The sequence below is a fragment of the Paraburkholderia sp. NMBU_R16 genome (genome assembly GCF_013282575.1).
Lineage (GTDB): Bacteria > Pseudomonadota > Gammaproteobacteria > Burkholderiales > Burkholderiaceae > Trinickia.
The window spans coordinates 39,222-53,670 of the sequence record NZ_JAAAYE010000019.1; the positions used below are offsets into that span (position 1 = coordinate 39,222).

General features: G+C 60.7%; 16 protein-coding genes and 2 pseudogenes. 12 read left to right on the forward strand and 6 right to left on the reverse strand.

Features of this window, described 5'->3' with window-relative positions:
- Positions 1-26 precede the first annotated feature (26 nt).
- The 7 genes and pseudogenes from GWC77_RS12075 to ppsA form a co-directional block, all read left to right on the forward strand.
- On the forward strand, positions 27-272 hold the full coding sequence (locus tag GWC77_RS12075) for a hypothetical protein (protein ID WP_173257140.1): 246 nt from the start codon (positions 27-29) through the stop codon (positions 270-272).
- Positions 273-715: 443 nt separating this feature from the next.
- Positions 716-1,123, forward strand: coding sequence for a hypothetical protein (locus GWC77_RS12080; protein ID WP_173257114.1), 408 nt, complete (start codon positions 716-718; stop codon positions 1,121-1,123).
- 245 nt (positions 1,124-1,368) lie between these two features.
- Positions 1,369-2,082: a hypothetical protein gene (locus tag GWC77_RS12085; RefSeq protein ID WP_173257141.1), complete on the forward strand. Its 714-nt coding sequence runs from the start codon at positions 1,369-1,371 to the stop codon at positions 2,080-2,082.
- A gap of 179 nt (positions 2,083-2,261) precedes the next feature.
- Positions 2,262-2,885 (forward strand): annotated as a pseudogene (locus tag GWC77_RS12090) (tyrosine-type recombinase/integrase).
- 251 nt (positions 2,886-3,136) lie between these two features.
- On the forward strand, positions 3,137-3,376 hold the full coding sequence (locus tag GWC77_RS12095; RefSeq protein WP_173257142.1) for a hypothetical protein: 240 nt from the start codon (positions 3,137-3,139) through the stop codon (positions 3,374-3,376).
- A gap of 508 nt (positions 3,377-3,884) precedes the next feature.
- Complete coding sequence (locus GWC77_RS12100) at positions 3,885-4,310, forward strand: sigma factor-like helix-turn-helix DNA-binding protein (protein WP_254366920.1); 426 nt, start codon at positions 3,885-3,887, stop codon at positions 4,308-4,310.
- Positions 4,202-5,498, forward strand: a pseudogene (gene ppsA, locus GWC77_RS12105) (phosphoenolpyruvate synthase); the annotation flags it as partial. The gene GWC77_RS12100 and the pseudogene ppsA, both read left to right, overlap by 109 nt.
- 18 nt (positions 5,499-5,516) lie before the next feature.
- On the opposite strand, the gene GWC77_RS12110 reads toward ppsA, so the two are convergent.
- The gene (locus tag GWC77_RS12110) at positions 5,517-5,894 is read right to left on the reverse strand and encodes a hypothetical protein (RefSeq protein WP_173257143.1); all 378 of its coding nucleotides are present in this window, start codon (positions 5,892-5,894) and stop codon (positions 5,517-5,519) included.
- Between the two features lie 35 nt (positions 5,895-5,929).
- Positions 5,930-7,057, reverse strand: a complete 1,128-nt coding sequence (gene ydiK / locus GWC77_RS12115) for an AI-2E family transporter YdiK (protein WP_367949038.1) — start codon at positions 7,055-7,057, stop codon at positions 5,930-5,932.
- 352 nt (positions 7,058-7,409) lie between these two features.
- Between ydiK and GWC77_RS12120 the strand changes: the two genes are divergently transcribed.
- Both GWC77_RS12120 and GWC77_RS12125 read left to right on the forward strand, forming a co-directional pair.
- A complete protein-coding gene (locus GWC77_RS12120; protein ID WP_173257145.1) occupies positions 7,410-8,105 on the forward strand; it encodes a VIT family protein in 696 nt (231 codons plus the stop codon).
- A 304-nt stretch (positions 8,106-8,409) separates the two neighbouring features.
- On the forward strand, positions 8,410-8,904 hold the full coding sequence (locus tag GWC77_RS12125) for a BCAM0308 family protein (RefSeq protein ID WP_173257146.1): 495 nt from the start codon (positions 8,410-8,412) through the stop codon (positions 8,902-8,904).
- 397 nt (positions 8,905-9,301) lie between these two features.
- On the opposite strand, the gene GWC77_RS12135 is transcribed toward GWC77_RS12125, so the two are convergent.
- Positions 9,302-9,934 carry a TetR/AcrR family transcriptional regulator gene (locus GWC77_RS12135; protein ID WP_173257147.1) on the reverse strand — a complete coding sequence of 211 codons (633 nt, stop codon included), beginning with the start codon at positions 9,932-9,934 and terminating at the stop codon, positions 9,302-9,304.
- A gap of 146 nt (positions 9,935-10,080) precedes the next feature.
- On the opposite strand from GWC77_RS12135, the gene GWC77_RS12140 reads away from it, so the two are divergent.
- From GWC77_RS12140 to GWC77_RS12150, 3 genes are all read left to right on the forward strand, one after another.
- Positions 10,081-10,974: an NAD(P)/FAD-dependent oxidoreductase gene (locus GWC77_RS12140; RefSeq protein WP_173257148.1), complete on the forward strand. Its 894-nt coding sequence runs from the start codon at positions 10,081-10,083 to the stop codon at positions 10,972-10,974.
- Between the two features lie 95 nt (positions 10,975-11,069).
- Positions 11,070-11,933: a class I SAM-dependent methyltransferase gene (locus GWC77_RS12145; protein WP_173257149.1), complete on the forward strand. Its 864-nt coding sequence runs from the start codon at positions 11,070-11,072 to the stop codon at positions 11,931-11,933.
- A 203-nt stretch (positions 11,934-12,136) separates the two neighbouring features.
- Positions 12,137-12,406, forward strand: a complete 270-nt coding sequence (locus tag GWC77_RS12150; protein WP_173257150.1) for a CPCC family cysteine-rich protein — start codon at positions 12,137-12,139, stop codon at positions 12,404-12,406.
- Between the two features lie 353 nt (positions 12,407-12,759).
- On the opposite strand, the gene GWC77_RS12155 is transcribed toward GWC77_RS12150, so the two are convergent.
- The 3 genes from GWC77_RS12155 to GWC77_RS12165 all read right to left on the reverse strand — a co-directional run bounded on the left by GWC77_RS12155 (position 12,760) and on the right by GWC77_RS12165 (position 14,402).
- Complete coding sequence (locus GWC77_RS12155; protein WP_254366921.1) at positions 12,760-13,122, reverse strand: transcriptional regulator; 363 nt, start codon at positions 13,120-13,122, stop codon at positions 12,760-12,762.
- Complete coding sequence (locus tag GWC77_RS12160; RefSeq protein WP_367949039.1) at positions 13,119-13,481, reverse strand: DUF6516 family protein; 363 nt, start codon at positions 13,479-13,481, stop codon at positions 13,119-13,121. The genes GWC77_RS12155 and GWC77_RS12160 overlap by 4 nt, the downstream gene beginning before the upstream one ends.
- 351 nt (positions 13,482-13,832) lie before the next feature.
- A complete protein-coding gene (locus GWC77_RS12165) occupies positions 13,833-14,402 on the reverse strand; it encodes a YdeI family protein (RefSeq protein WP_173257151.1) in 570 nt (189 codons plus the stop codon).
- Positions 14,403-14,449: the final 47 nt, after the last annotated feature.

Below are 14,449 nucleotides of genomic sequence, written 5' to 3' on the forward strand. Positions count from 1 at the left end.
TCCTCGGATCCGCCAGGACAGGGCACTTGTTTCTATTTACTGTTCCGAAATCGGTGCTTCAAGCGAATTTGGACGGCGAAAACCGTTCTGGGACAAAACGAAGAATTTCGTTTCAATTCCCCGCTGAAAAACGACGCCATCCGATCGAGCGTGCGGTGTCTGCGCCGACGCGCAACGCCCTTGAAACGATGGATCCGAAGCGCCTCCTCCAGCGTCGGGTGGCCGCCGATCTGCTTGGCGAGCAGCAGGTCAACCACGGAAAGGAGACTTAGGATGAAATCGGTGGTGGGGATTGCCTTCATCGCACTTTTAGCGCGGCTGCGATCGCCGCCACGTCCATGGGATCCTACTCAAGCAACGGCAGCGATCAGCGGGACGCTTGCCGTTCCGCAATCGCTGCGGCGGAGCGGGACAGGGTCAATTGGCTATCGAAGGGATGGACCTTCGCAGGGACCTCGAGCTGCACCTTCTCCGGAAGTGGAACAAGCTGGACCTGCTCAGTCAACGCGACGTATTTCCGCCGATAAACGCAGAGCGAGCGCTCGCTGCAAGTCCCGACCTGGAGCGGTATGCGGGTGTTCGCGTTGCTTGGCCGCCTCCCCGATGACAGCCGGCCGGGTTCGGCCATGAACGGCCGGTCGACACCGTCGCGTAGATCGTCGACAATCAACACACTCGCGAACCGAGATTCGCTCCGCATCCGTCTAGGCACAACATGCGAAATGACCTAAACCGCGCAGCTTACTGGATTGCGTTCACCCTCGAACGCTGCCAGTTTCCGAATCGCGATGCGCTCGCGGCGCAATTCGCGAATGCTGAAATCGGCGAGCTTTGTCAATGCGGGTGCAACAGTTTCGCGCTATCAATGGCTGCGCCCGACGGCGTGCCTAGAATATCTACGAGCGGACACGGTTACGGTCTGGTGTTTGAAGCTGACTTTCGGGACCTTAGCGAACCGGACGAGTCACGATCGCTTGAAATTCTTTTGTTCGCCGATGATTCGGGTCATTTGAACTACGTTGAGATCGACTACTGCGGAAACGGACTACCAATCCCCGAGCGCATGAACCTCGAGTCGGCTCCCTATCACCTTTTCGAAGGTGACACGCTGATCCGCGCATAGATCACGGGCGTGTCCCTTCAACGTACGTTCGTCGCGGCATGCCGACACACCGATGATGTCCGCTCCGGAGAGCGTCGAGCGGCCTGAACGGGCGACGCGTGCCGTCCACCCGTCCAGGCGCGCCGCGACGGCATCGTCGGGCGGTGGTCGGCCAGTTGCTGTCGGTCGCTGATGTCGCCTTTCGGGCAGTATGGTTAAGCTACGATCCTCGGCCTATTCAATGTTAGCGTCCGCAAGGAGGACCAATGACGACCTTGAGCATCGCCAATCGAGACATGCTTTATTCGCTATCGTGGTACATGTCCGCAAGACAGACTGCGCTGCGCGCCGCGCTCTCGTTCCGCACGCAGCTCTCCGTCACTGATCAGATGGACATGAGAGTTCACTACTCTGGCTACTTTTTGAATCTTCTGGCAGCGACCGAACTCTTCCGCGAAACGACTACGCTGCAGCCAAACGACTTTGAAGCGCAGTTGTATTCGCGCTTCGTGTTTGATGGATTCCAGGACGGAGAGGCGAACTACTCCTACATCCGTGAACTGCGCAATGCGGTTGTTCACCGCGGGCTGGACATCACGTCTGCTGCACACATCGACGGCAACTTCCCGATGATCCTTGCGGAGCCGAAAGTTCAAAACCAGAAGAGGACAAAGACCTTCGTCGCCTTCGACAAATACTTGCTGCATGTCATCGCAAAGTGCGAATCGGTCGTTGGCTCGGTGATGCTTGATTGTTTGAACGTCGCAGGCATCTTTGAAGCCACCATTGATACAGAGGCTGCCGTTGCCGAGTACCGTGAAGCCATTGAACAGTCGCACGCCATGCCAGAAGGCGTCAAGACAATGGCCCTAGCAACGGAATTCAAGCCTGAATGGGCTGTGGCCGCCCACAGCTCCGCAATGACTAAGCTGCGAGGAGCGTTGGCACCGTGCAATGCCACCACGCCATCCGCGCCTTAGAACCGTCGATGAGCTCGAGAATGCGGGTTTTGGCGGTCGGAGCGATCTCGACCGCGGCCTATGCAGGATGTCAGCTTTCGGGCGGCGAGATTCGTAGCCTGGATGTCGCAGATGGGTCGGACTTCGTCCGACCCTGAGCGGCTCAGACTGATTCTCCTTCCGTCGAAAGGAGAATCGTCATGGAAGCCATTGGTGTAGGCAGCGCGCGGCGCGTGCCATGGAACAAGGGAAAACTGACAGGCCAGAAGCCACCACTTAAGCTTAGAGAGATCTGGGCGATTCGTATCCGCTTACAGCTCGCCGGAAAGACGCGAGACCTGGCACTGTTCAACCTTGCGATCGACAGCAAGCTATGAGCGTGCGATCTCACGCGGTTGCGAGTCTCGGACATGTGCCTGGGCTCGCGCGTCGCGGCGCGGGCGACGATCATGCAGCAGAAGACGCAGCGGCCGGTGCAGTTCGAGATCACCGAGCAGACACGTACGAGCGTGGAGGCGTGGATGCAAGCCGCCGCGCTTTCGGGTGGCGACTATCTGTTTCCGAGTCGCATCCACGACTCACTGCACCTGTCGACCCGACAATACGCTCGACTCCATCGCTGGATAAGAGCGATCGGACTGGATGATGCAGCTTACGGAACGCATACGATGCGCCGGACCAAGGCTGCGCTGATTTACCGTCGCACGAAAAATCTGAGGGCAGTACAGTTACTGCTCGGACACACGAAGCTGGAGAGCACGGTTCGATACCTTGGAATTGAGGTCGATGATGCGCTCGAGATGGCTGAGCAAACCGACGTGTGAGGGGACGTAGGCCGGACAGCGGCGGGTCGCTGCCCGGCCATGATGAGACGCTCGTCCGGCACATCGCCCGGACATTCATGCGGCGGCTCCGCGTCAGCAAACAGCCATTCGAGCGCCGAAGGCGGACGCCGCTTCACCGGGGTATCCGAACAAGTGAACGAGGGCTTCGCGTCAGCTCGTTATTCCTGCAATCCGATCCCAATTCTCCCTCGCGTGCTACGATGAAAAACCTCGGCGAGTGGAGGTAAGCAATGGAGATGGACGAATTCCGGCCATATCGCGGTTACTTCTATCGGGTCTCTGCAAGTTTCGGGCAAGATGGTCAGTGGCGGGGCACGATTGATATTCTTCGGCGTCATTGGGACGGCGCCGCGGAGACAGTGATTTCGAAGATGGACGTGCCTGGCAAGTTCCTCTCCGAGGAATTGGCCCTCGCGGCCTCGGATGCCTACTGCCACGTTATCATCGACGAGGCGAAATTTCAGGGGTAGCTAGCTTCAAGACGCCCTCCTGAATTCGTTAGCCCAAGCGACCGATTCACGCCAAATTGCCTTGGCCCATCGATAAGCGTGCGGCCGCGGAAGCTCCCCTACTGACGAGTGTCACGCATACGGCGTGCCATAGAGGCGTGGCTAACTCCAGTAGAATCCTCGCGTACGCGTCCCGCCAGAGGGCGCCACCCACAAGCGCAAGCTGCGCAACGTCACGCTCGCCTATACTAGGCCAGGCGCCTGCGAGCCATTCTGCAAAATCTGTGCAGGCATGGTTCAGATCAATCGCTGCGCGACCTTCACTGCGTATTCCAGGCCAAAGCGAACGCGGATTCCAGAGCAAACCGAACGCGGTTTCCACGGAAAAACGAATGCTGATTCCACAGCAAACCGAACGCTCATTCCACGCGTAAGCGAACGGTAGGAAGGACGACGGCGACGCGGGATAACCATGGCACGCTGGACGATTTGGTCCGGGGTGCCGCGAATGCCAAGAACAAGGTTATCCATGCGTCAGATAAAAGAGGCGCTGCGCCTGCGGTTTGTCTGCGAGCGTAGCCAAAGCGAAATCGCGCGCACGATCGGCGCGTCAAAGGCGACGGTCTGGGAGTATCTGGATCGAGCCAGACGGGCGCAACTGAGCTACGAACATGCGAGCGCGATGGACGACGCGGCGCTCGAGACACTGCTGTTTCCGCCGGCGCCGCCGTCGAACCGCGAGCGCCCGAAGCCCGACTGGCCGACGGTGCATCGCGAGTTGGGCAGGAAGGGCGTCACGCTCGATCTATTGTGGAACGAGTACAAGGCTCAGGAGCCAGAGGAGGGTCGGCCGGCAAAGTCTGCGTTATCGAAAGCCCGCGTGACATGGGACGTTTCGTCGACGGCGCCATCCTCGTTACCCAGACAACGGACCCTGACTGGGTGCCCGTCATGAGGCGCGCCGCTGCCATCATCACCGACCAGGGCGGCCGCACCTCGCACGCCGCGATCGTCAGCCGCGAACTCGGGCTCCCGGCCATCGTCGGGGCGGGCAATGGAACTCACCTGCTGCACGACGAGCAGGAAGTGACCGTGTCCTGTGCGGAAGGCCCAGAAGGATTCGTCTACGAAGGCATCGCCGATTTTGATGTCGAGGAGATCGATTTTGGCCGTATCCCGGCGACGCGCACCAAGGTCATGCTGAACCTCGCCAATCCGGCGGCGGCATTTCGGTGGTGGCGGATCCCGGCGGACGGCGTCGGGCTTGCACGAATGGAATTCGTAGTGAGCAACTATATAAAGGCTCATCCGATGGCCCTTGCACGCTTCGAGGCGCTCAGGGACGAAGACGCAAAGCGGACCATTGAAGCGTTGACGGCGGGGTACGAAGACCGGACAGAGTATTTCGTCGATCGCCTCGCACGTGGATTAGGACGGATCGCCGCAGTCCAGTATCCGCACCCCGTAGTGGTTCGCATGAGCGACTTCAAGACCAACGAATACGCACATCTTATCGGTGGGGCGCAATGCGAGCCGAAGGAGGAGAACCCCATGCTTGGGTTCCGGGGGGCCTCACGGTACTACTCTTCCCGCTACCGGGAGGGATTCGCGCTCGAGTGCCAGGCCATTTGCCGCCTGCGCAACGAGATGGGCTTCAAGAATGTAGTCGTCATGATCCCGTTCTGTCGTTCACCAAACGAGGCGGACCGCGTGCTGGAGGTCATGGCGGAAAACGGTATCCGGCGCGATGAAGCCGGCCTCGAGATCTACGTAATGTGCGAGATCCCGTCGAACGTGATTCTGGCGAAGGTTCGCGCAACGCTTCGACGGCTTTTCGATTGGAAGCAACGACCTGACGCAGTTGACGCTGGGCGTGGACCGCGACTCAGCGGATCTTGCGGAACTTTTCGATGAACAGGACGATGCGGTCAAGTGGATGATCCAGAGCGTCATCACGGAGGCGCACAAGGCCGGCGCCGACGTCGGTTTGTGCGGGCAGGCGCCGAGCGATCACCCTGAGTTTGCCGCCTTCCTTGTCGGTTGCGGCATTGATTCGATATCGGTGAGTCCCGACAGCTTCATCGCGGTCAAGCGCCGCGTGGCTGACGCGGAGAAGGCCATGCCGAAGGCTCCGGCAACATAGACGATGTGCTCTCGACACTCAGCCGGAAATGAAACCTTCAATCTCCAAAGCCCAGATCAGGGTGCCCATGAAGCTGACGAAAGGCCCCCACAACCCAACCGCCGCCCTGGTTCGGCGATCCTCATGCACCCAATCCGGAACGGGCTCGCCAACCTGTCTATAGTGCTCCGGGTCAAGCCTGCTCAGCCCCGTTTCGCCCTCTATAATGTGGGTTCGGATGCCCTCTCGGATCACGCTGGCTCGCGACAGAAGCGTAATGCCGGCCGCCACGACCAGCGCACCGCTACGGGAAAACCAAGTGAAGTCGTGGGCTGCGAGGCTGAGCGACAAGCCGCCAATGGCAACCAGTGTCGCAAGCCTTAGCATCGATTGGGTGTTCCCAAAAAAAGCGCGCATTTTGTTCCATCCTTCGTCCGACCCGGTCGCTGTCGTTACTCATGGGTAGCGGGGTCGTTCGCGGCGCAGGGCGCGTCAGGTGTGGCCGGTGCATTGTCCGCGCCACGAGCAACTTCCTGCGTGTCGACCCATGCGAGCATGAGGGCATAGGTGACGGCAAGCATCACCGGCCCGATAAACAGTCCGATCATACCGAAGGCAATCAGACCACCAAGCACGCCGGCAAGAACGAGGATCATCGGCAGCGCGATGGCGCGCCGGATCAGGATCGGGCGCAAAATGTTGTCAAGCGTCGCCACGCCGATGGACCAGACGAACAGCAGGATCGCCGCAACCCGTGCGTCATGCATGAACAGCCAGGCGACAGACGCCAATAACGGCAACAGCGGGCCGAGCTGAGCGAGGCAGGAAATGAACAAGATCGCTGTCAGGACGCCGGCATACGGGACGCTAGCGACCCACAGCCCGAGGCCGCCCAGCGCGGATTGGGCCAGCGCCGTAACCACGACGCCCAGTGCGACCGCGCGAATCGCATGTTCGACGAGCCGCACCATCGCCGCGCCGTTCCCAGGTGCCACACGCCGTGCAACGCGGGCCGCGATGAGCCCGGCTGCTTCCCCCTTCGTGTAGAGAATGCCGCAAATGATGACTGTGAGCAGCAAATGAAGCACGAGTACGCCAATAGCGCTCGCGCGCTGGAGAAGCCACCCGGCAACGCGACTCGCATACGGCTGCAGCGTCGCCAGGACGCCGCCCGGTCCTGCGTCCGTGAGCATTTGCCACTCGTGTGTGGCACGCGCGCCGACGAGCGGCAGGCTACCGAGCCAGTTCGGCGGCGGTGGCAACGTGTAGTTCGGCAAACTCTTCGCGAGTGTCGAGATCTCGTCTGCGTGGGCCGCCAGAGTCGACACCGCGCTATAGATGGGAAGCACGATCACGACCATCAATGCCAGCAACATCACGACCACGGCCGGCCCGCGGTGACCTCGCAGACGTCTCTGCACCGCGTCCAGGGCCGGCCAGGTCGCGACGACGATCATGGTGGCCCACACGAGCGCGAGCAGAAACGGACGAAGGATATAGAGGCTACCGCCGATCAGCAGCGATAGCGTTAAAACTCCCAGCACGATGCGGGCTAGGTCGACCGTCGGGCGGGCGTGCACGACCTGCCTGGCTCGGACAACTGTTACATGAGGGTGGCGGTTCAATTCGCGGCCTCCAATCTCTGCCCCGACTGTTCCAGCTTGCATGACCTTACGCGGCTCGCAAACGCCGCGCTTGAAGCTTGATTGTGAGCGGCCGCGGCCCCGGCCGATTGACGAAAATCAACCTTGCCGGCCAGGTGAGAAATACATTGAATGGAAGTGCGTACGGTCGGCGTGCCGGCTTTGTCAGGTTGATGAGGATGTGGGCGGTAGAATGACCCCGGATCCCGCCTTGAACAATGGCCCTGGTTGCTTCGGTTGAACGATACTGCTGCTTGAACTCGCTGGCGCGATTTCTAACGGAGGCACTATGCGGCTGCGCCATCTTGAACTGCATCGTCTCGGATCCATGAACTGGTTGCGTGCCGCTGTATTGGGCGCCAATGATGGCATTGTGTCGACGGCAAGCCTCGTCGCCGGCGTCGCCTCTGCGCACACCCCTCATGGAAGCGTTGTGCTCACGGCCATAGCCGGCTTGGTGGCCGGTGCGATGTCGATGGCGACCGGGGAATATGTTTCTGTTTCCTCGCAAGCGGATACCGAAAAGGCCTCCCTCGCCCAGGAGCAGGCCGAACTCAATGCCGACTTCCCGCGCGAACATCGAGAATTGACTGCAATCTATGTACGTCGCGGCCTGGATGTGCCGCTTGCCAAGCAGGTTGCCGAAAAGCTGATGGCGCACGACGCACTAGGTGCGCATGCGCGTGATGAGTTGGGCATTTCGGAGGCGACGTCTGCCCGACCTCTTCAAGCCGCGCTGGCTTCTGCCTCCAGTTTTGCGGTTGGCGCCACGTTGCCGGCTATCGTTGCTGCGCTTGCGCCCGAATCGGTGCTGCTTCCAGCCATCGTCGTCTCGGCTCTCGTTTCGCTAGCCGCGCTAGGTGGTCTGGCCGCTAAAGCGGGCGGAGCGAAGGTTGGCCCAGGTGTCCTTCGCGTCGTGTTCTGGAGTGCTCTGGCAATGGGCGTATCCTCAGGCGTCGGCGCGTTGTTTGGTGCGGTCGTCTGAAGCGCCGGACGCTCGCATTGCTTGTCGCCGGCCTGTCGCTATGGAAGAGCATCAGCATCATCACACGGGGGCGATGCCGCTCTGAGTGTCGTGCTGTGTGCTTTTCGCTTCCCATAGCGAAGCAGCCAATTGCCATCACGCGTTGCCTTCACCAGGTCTTCCCTTCAATCGATCGTGGCACGACCGACGCCTTCGAAACGGCGTGAATGAATGGTTGAGATGGGGCGGTGTTGATGTACGTCAACGTGGGCCACTGGCGCCGGGGTAGCGTGAGTCGGAATACAAGCCTCGGAGGTAAGCGCATATGAAGCCCCAAACCAGGCCGTTTAAGGCCGGCAGCCAAGAAAAACTGTTCCCGGAACGGGGGTACGATGCGTACAAGTTGCAACACAAGTTGCGCGAACCCACAGTGTGTCCAACCTGCGGAGCGGTTTATCAGGAGGGCAGATGGCAATGGGGGCCGCGTCCGTCGGACGCGGACGAGGTTGTCTGCTCAGCCTGTCATCGCATTGCCGATCGTGAACCTGCAGGATTCGTGTACATCGAGGGTGAGTTTGCGACGCAGCATCGAGATGAACTGGTTCATCTTCTGCGTCATCACGAGGAGTATGCGCGCGCGGAGCATGCCATGGAGCGCATCATTGCGATCGAGGATGAGTCTGGCAAAACGATTGTGACGACGACCGGCGTTCATCTTGCCCGCGACCTGGGTTCGGCGCTCAAGGCAGCTTTCCAGGGAGCGCTGGAGCTTAAATACAGTAAGGATGAGAACTTGCTGCGCGCCTACTGGCAACGCTAAGGGGGACAAGGTCATACTTGCCGGCTGCGTACTTGCACGAATGGCCGTTGTATCTTGAAATCCGCCCTTGATGTTCCGGCGGGTCGAGGGGCCGAAGTGGGTCGCCAGCACTCGCTGACGAATGGCTGCTTCCGGGACCCAGAACCTCGACGGCAGCTTTCCGGCGGCGTACTCGAAGTGGGGACCGTCGTGTCCCGACCCTTCTTTGTCGTTCCACTCAGGCAGCAGTAGCGACCGCTATCTAAAGCGGCCTCTGCCTGCCCGCGCGGGCGGCTTTTGCGCTCATGCAATGAGCCTAGCCCATCAGTCTCCTCGTCCACGCATCATCCATAGGTTGCTCGGGGCGAACAGCGTATGCAATTGCTGCGTGTTCTTCATCGGCCGCGATAGCGCACCTTCAGATGCCACCGTGCGCGGCGATAAACATGGCGACGGCCGACCGGCAATAGGATTCGATTTCGTTGTCGTCCTCTGCTCTGGCGTCATCGAAGCGTGCGATCAGCAGGAGATCGGCCCCTTTGAAAAGCGCGGCAAACAAGCGTGCGGACAGCAGAGCATCGGGTACGTTCAGCATCCCTTTCTCGTGCAACTGACGCAACACGGCCTCGATGTGGGCGATGACATGGGCAGGCCCGGCCTCGTAATGGAGCTTGCTTAACGCCTTTTGATTCGTCTTGTCGGCCAAAACCATGGCTTCGACACTGCGGACGTCCGGGCTCAACAGCGTGCGAAGCAGCGATGATCCCACCGCCATGAGCTGATCTTCGGCCGAACCGTCGGCGCCTTCAGAAAGGGCCTGCGGTGCAAACTGATCGCAGCGGGCCACCATGGCCGCGCTGAACAGCGCCTCTTTGTTCTCGAAGTGCCGATAGATGCTCAGCTTGGATATCTTCGCGCGCTGGGCGACCTTGTCCATGGTCGTCGCTTGAAAACCCAATTCCACAAAGAGTTCGCAGGCCGCGTCGACGATCGTTTGGCGAAGCGCCTCGTTGGCGGGCCGGCCGCGCCGGCCCCGGCTATTTTCGGTCACGACAATTCCAGTACTTGACAGTATGTAAATTCGTTAATACGATACCATGCAGTACCGTAATGTACAAGCCAAGGGCAGGTTTTAACCGGTTGTCCAGATCAGGTTTCCTCGGCCCACCCCTCATCCACAACACGGAGCCCATCACCATGAATGACGTCATCATCATCGGCGGCAGCTTTGCCGGCCTCGCCGCCGCCCTCCAGCTCGGCCGTGCCCGCCGCAAGGTCACCGTTCTCGATACGGGCCGGCCGCGCAACCGCTTTGCCGGCCACTCGCATGGCCTGCTCGGCCACGATCACAAGCCGCCGCTGGACATCCTGGTCGAGGCGCGGCAGCAACTGGCGCGCTATCCAACGATCAGCCTCGTCAATGCCCGGGCCGAGAGCGTGTCTGGCGCCATCGATGATTTCTCCGTCCTCACTGACGATCACGAAAGCCTAAGGGCGCGCCGCCTGATCCTGAGCTATGGCGTCGCCGACCAGATACCTGATGTTCCGGGCTTTGCCGAAAGCTGGGGCACGTCCATCGTGCCCTGTCCCTATTGCGACGGCTTTGAAGTCGCCGGCCAGCATTGGGGCCTCGTCTGGTCCAGCCCACAGTCGCACCAGTCTGCCAGGCTGTTCCGCGATTGGACTGACAAGTTGACTGTCTTCGCCGATGGTCATGACATTGCGCCCGATATCCAGGCCGATCTGGCGCGCCGCAAGATACCTCTCGTGGATGGCAGGATCGCCGAGATCGCCCATCAGAAGGGCCATATCACCACCGTCAATCTCGACACCGGCCGCAATGTCGCCGTTGACGTCCTGTTCGCCCATCCGCGCAACAAGCCGTCCGCAAGCCTGCATGAATCACTGGGCCTGGACACGGTCGATACGCCCACCGGCATCGTTCTCAAGGTCGACGAGCGCCGCCAAACTAGCATCCCTGGCATCTACGCCGCTGGCGACCTCGCCACGCCCTTCTTGCCCTCGGTCACCCAGGCATCCTCGCAGGGCGCGATGGCGGGTATCTTCGCCCAGCAGTCGATGGTGGTTTGAGAGCACAAATTCCTTTCTCCCGTTGCGTCGTCGCCTTCGAAAAGGTTGGCTAGATCGACGCGGCGAAAGGCGGACCGTCGAGTCAAGGAGATGACATGGCAAAGCAAAGTGTTGATCAGGTGGGTGACTGGAATGGTCAAAGCGGTGAGCGCTGGGTCGCCAACCAGGCCCGGCTCGACGCTCTGGTGGCGGTGTTCGGCCAGGCCGCGATAGATGCCGCCGCGCCCGCGACGGGCGAGCGCGCGCTGGACATCGGCTGCGGCGCGGGCGCATCGAGTCTGGCTCTGGCCGCCCGCGTCGGCGCGGGGGGCCAAGTGCTGGGCGTGGACATATCCGAACCGCTGATTGAGCGAGCGCGCGCGCTTGCGCAACACGATACGCCGGCCCTGTTTCAGGTGGCCGACGCCAGCAGCGCAGAGCTGCCCGAAGGCGAGTTCGACATCCTGTTCTCGCGTTTCGGCGTGATGTTCTTCGACGATCCGACAGCGGCGTTCGCCCACATGCGACGCGCACTCCGGCCTGGCGGGCGGGTCGCTTTTGTCTGCTGGCGCGGCGCGGCCGAGAACGACTGGATGCGCCTGCCGGTGGGCGCGCTCAAGGACATTCTCCCGCCGAGCGCGCTGCCCGCTCCCGACGCGCCCGGCCCGTTTTCGTTCGGCGACCGAGCGCGCGTGGCGCGCATCCTGACGGCGGCCGGCTTCACCGATATCGCTATCATGCCCTTCGACGCGTCCGTCCCATTCGGCGAGGGCGAAACGCGGGACGCTGCGATCGACGACGCGGTGAAGATGACGCTCGAGGTCGGTCCGCTGTCGCGTGTGCTCGCTGATCAGCCCGACGACATCCGCGCCCGCGCCTCGGCCGCAGTTCGTGCCGCCTTCGCAAGCCTCCCCGGTGAGCGGTCGGTGATGATCAACGGCGCGGCGTGGATCGTCATGGCACGCAATCCCGCAAGCTGACAGGCTACGTCGACCAATCTGTCAGAACCGGCAATTCCTCGTGTCTCGGGGAGGGTCTACCTTGAGCGCCGAACGGCCGGAACGCGGCGGCCCTGATTGGCCATTGAGGGCGAAAAGAGCAGCGGCTCTTGATGGCCGATTGCGAGAGATCGCGAACGGCTGCTTCCCAGAAGCAAAACACGAAGGCATTTCGGTTAAGCCACATGACTCATATCCGTGACCTTCCTCTCCGATGCCCTTGCTGCGGATTCAAGACGCTCGGCGAGCGTGGCGGCTATGAAATCTGCGCAGTCTGTTTCTGGGAAGACGACGGGCAGGACGATGATGACGCAGACGAAGTGCTCGGCGGGCCCAATGGCGATTTGAGCCTTACAGTGGGGCGAGCCAACTACCGAGCATTTGGCGCTTCTCGCAGACAGGACCTTCCGCACGTCCGACCACCATTACCAAACGAGATGCCAGATGCGGTCTAACCTCTCATTGCTCTAAAGTCGCGCAAAACTACATAAGAACCGCGTTAGCGTCCGCTGTCACAAGCTGCCAACGACCGCTCAGGGTAGCGTTATGCCTTTTGCATGAGGCGCACGGCTGCGGCGATCACCGCGCTCGGTCGTCGGACGCAGAGCGGCCACCAGCGGTCGTTCGATCAAGCTCTCAGACGGACATTCGAGCGTCGGCTCCGCACAGCTAACGGACTTCGATCGCCGAGTCGTCGTGCATGAAGGCTAGCCGCGAGACCATCAAATGCGGCTCACCTCCCGGGACCGCAGAAGAATCTGCGCGGTGCAATGAACATCTCCGCGCCGCAGTTTCGGACAATCGTGGCTCAGGCGGCTGCGAGCAGATCGAACTCGGTATGGATCTTCTCGTACGGAACGTGGAGTTTGCCGTGTGGCGTGCGCTCAATCAGCCCCCAGTCGAGCAACACAGCGGCGTCTTCGTGAACCCGCTTTACATCACGCTCCAGGCTGCGCGCGAGCGCGCGCAAGCTGACCTCGCCAAGGGCCTGTAGACGCTCGATCAATTCCCAGCGCTTCGGCGTCAGTACCGTGAACAGAGCTTTGGGCGATTCAAACTCGAATGTATCCGTGTCAGACTTGCCTTCGTGCCAGACCTTGATAAAGCGCTCGCCCATCTCCGCGAGCGCGGTCGCCGTGTCCCGGCGAATGCGAATGGTGGCGGTTTTCATGGTGCCCTCCTGCGAGTGACTTCCGCGATAAACTCTCGGATCAAGTCCTCTGGGGTGGTGAATCGATATGGCTCTTCGGCGCCGTCGACGTGCCGATGGTCGCCCTTGGGTCGCTCGTTGTCGTATCCGACGACACGATTGCCAGCATAGCCATAGAACAGCCGATACTTGTAGCAATGCGAGCTCCCCTCGACCGGGGTCGGCACTTCCCAAATAACCATTTCAAGGATTGCGCCGTCATCGAAGGCCATCCGGTCGCGATGGATCAATCGTGCTTTCATGTTGGCAAGTATGACAACAGATTGGGCTGTTGTCAATTCCGCCAACAGGTGGCGCCAAACCTTTCCTGGTGCCAGCACGGTTCGCCGCTGCCTTAAGAATCCCTCCGTCCGCAACTGTCCGTGCAAGGCGTAGCGACGTATGGCAGAGGGCGGGCATCAAACACCCCTCAAGACAAGCGGCGGGCGCCCCAGTCTCCGAGCGAATGACCGTTGGACTTTGAGACCAGCCGTTGCCGCCACGGCGGTCCAAATGGCGGCAACGGGTCGCAAGCCGACGATCGCATTCGCGCGCGGCCGGGATAGTAGGCGCCTTACGTGAGGCAGCGCTGACCAAGAACGGACAGTCGACACTGAGGCAAGGCACCGCTGGCTGTCGGCCTTGAGCGCGGCATCGCTCGATCACGACGGTCGGCTGTCAACCTTCCCAGTCTAGGAATGAATAGTTTCGCCGCGATTCAGCATGCTGATGAACTCTTCGATCTTGCGCGCCCGTGTTTCGGGCTTTTTGGCATTCTGTATCCGAAACAGGATGGCATAGCGGTTTCGGCCGTTCAGCGTCGCAAAAAACGCGCTGGCCTTGGGATTAGCATCCAGAGCGGCCTGCAGGTCGTCCGGCACCACCGAGTTGCTAGCGGACGTATACGCAGCCTCCCAGCGCCCGTCCTCTTTCGCCTTCTCGATTTCTCGCATGCCCGAAGGAAGCATTCTGCCTGCGGCGATCAGCGCTTCGGCGCGGACTTTGTTGAGCTTCGACCAGATACTTTTTGCGGAGCGTCGAGTGAAGCGTTGCAACCAGTACTCTTCACTTTCAGTCTTTTTTTGACCGTCGATCCAGCCATGACAAAGGGCGCTTTCCAGCGCCTGTTCGTAAGTCACGGTCGGTTGTCGAGCGCCCTTTTTGGCAATGCGTAGCCATGCCCCGGCCGCGGCACCGCCGTTTTGCGTCAACCAGTTCTCCCATTCACTCTGGTCAAGGAATGTCAGACGAGGCTCAGTCATATAGCGATGCGAATGGTTCCCTATCGGCGGCGGAATTGAGGATGAAA

Bases quoted from the DNA above. Each gene is read 5' to 3' on its own strand.
- GWC77_RS12080 (WP_173257114.1), top strand. From the start codon at position 716: ATGCGAAATGACCTAAACCGCGCAGCTTACTGGATTGCGTTCACCCTC.
- GWC77_RS12085 (WP_173257141.1), top strand. From the start codon at position 1,369: ATGACGACCTTGAGCATCGCCAATCGAGACATGCTTTATTCGCTATCG.
- GWC77_RS12095 (WP_173257142.1), top strand. From the start codon at position 3,137: ATGGAGATGGACGAATTCCGGCCATATCGCGGTTACTTCTATCGGGTC.
- GWC77_RS12100 (WP_254366920.1), top strand. From the start codon at position 3,885: ATGCGTCAGATAAAAGAGGCGCTGCGCCTGCGGTTTGTCTGCGAGCGT.
- GWC77_RS12110 (WP_173257143.1), bottom strand. From the start codon at position 5,894: ATGCGCGCTTTTTTTGGGAACACCCAATCGATGCTAAGGCTTGCGACA.
- GWC77_RS12120 (WP_173257145.1), top strand. From the start codon at position 7,410: ATGCGGCTGCGCCATCTTGAACTGCATCGTCTCGGATCCATGAACTGG.
- GWC77_RS12125 (WP_173257146.1), top strand. From the start codon at position 8,410: ATGAAGCCCCAAACCAGGCCGTTTAAGGCCGGCAGCCAAGAAAAACTG.
- GWC77_RS12140 (WP_173257148.1), top strand. From the start codon at position 10,081: ATGAATGACGTCATCATCATCGGCGGCAGCTTTGCCGGCCTCGCCGCC.
- GWC77_RS12145 (WP_173257149.1), top strand. From the start codon at position 11,070: ATGGCAAAGCAAAGTGTTGATCAGGTGGGTGACTGGAATGGTCAAAGC.
- GWC77_RS12150 (WP_173257150.1), top strand. From the start codon at position 12,137: ATGACTCATATCCGTGACCTTCCTCTCCGATGCCCTTGCTGCGGATTC.
- GWC77_RS12155 (WP_254366921.1), bottom strand. From the start codon at position 13,122: ATGAAAACCGCCACCATTCGCATTCGCCGGGACACGGCGACCGCGCTC.
- GWC77_RS12165 (WP_173257151.1), bottom strand. From the start codon at position 14,402: ATGACTGAGCCTCGTCTGACATTCCTTGACCAGAGTGAATGGGAGAAC.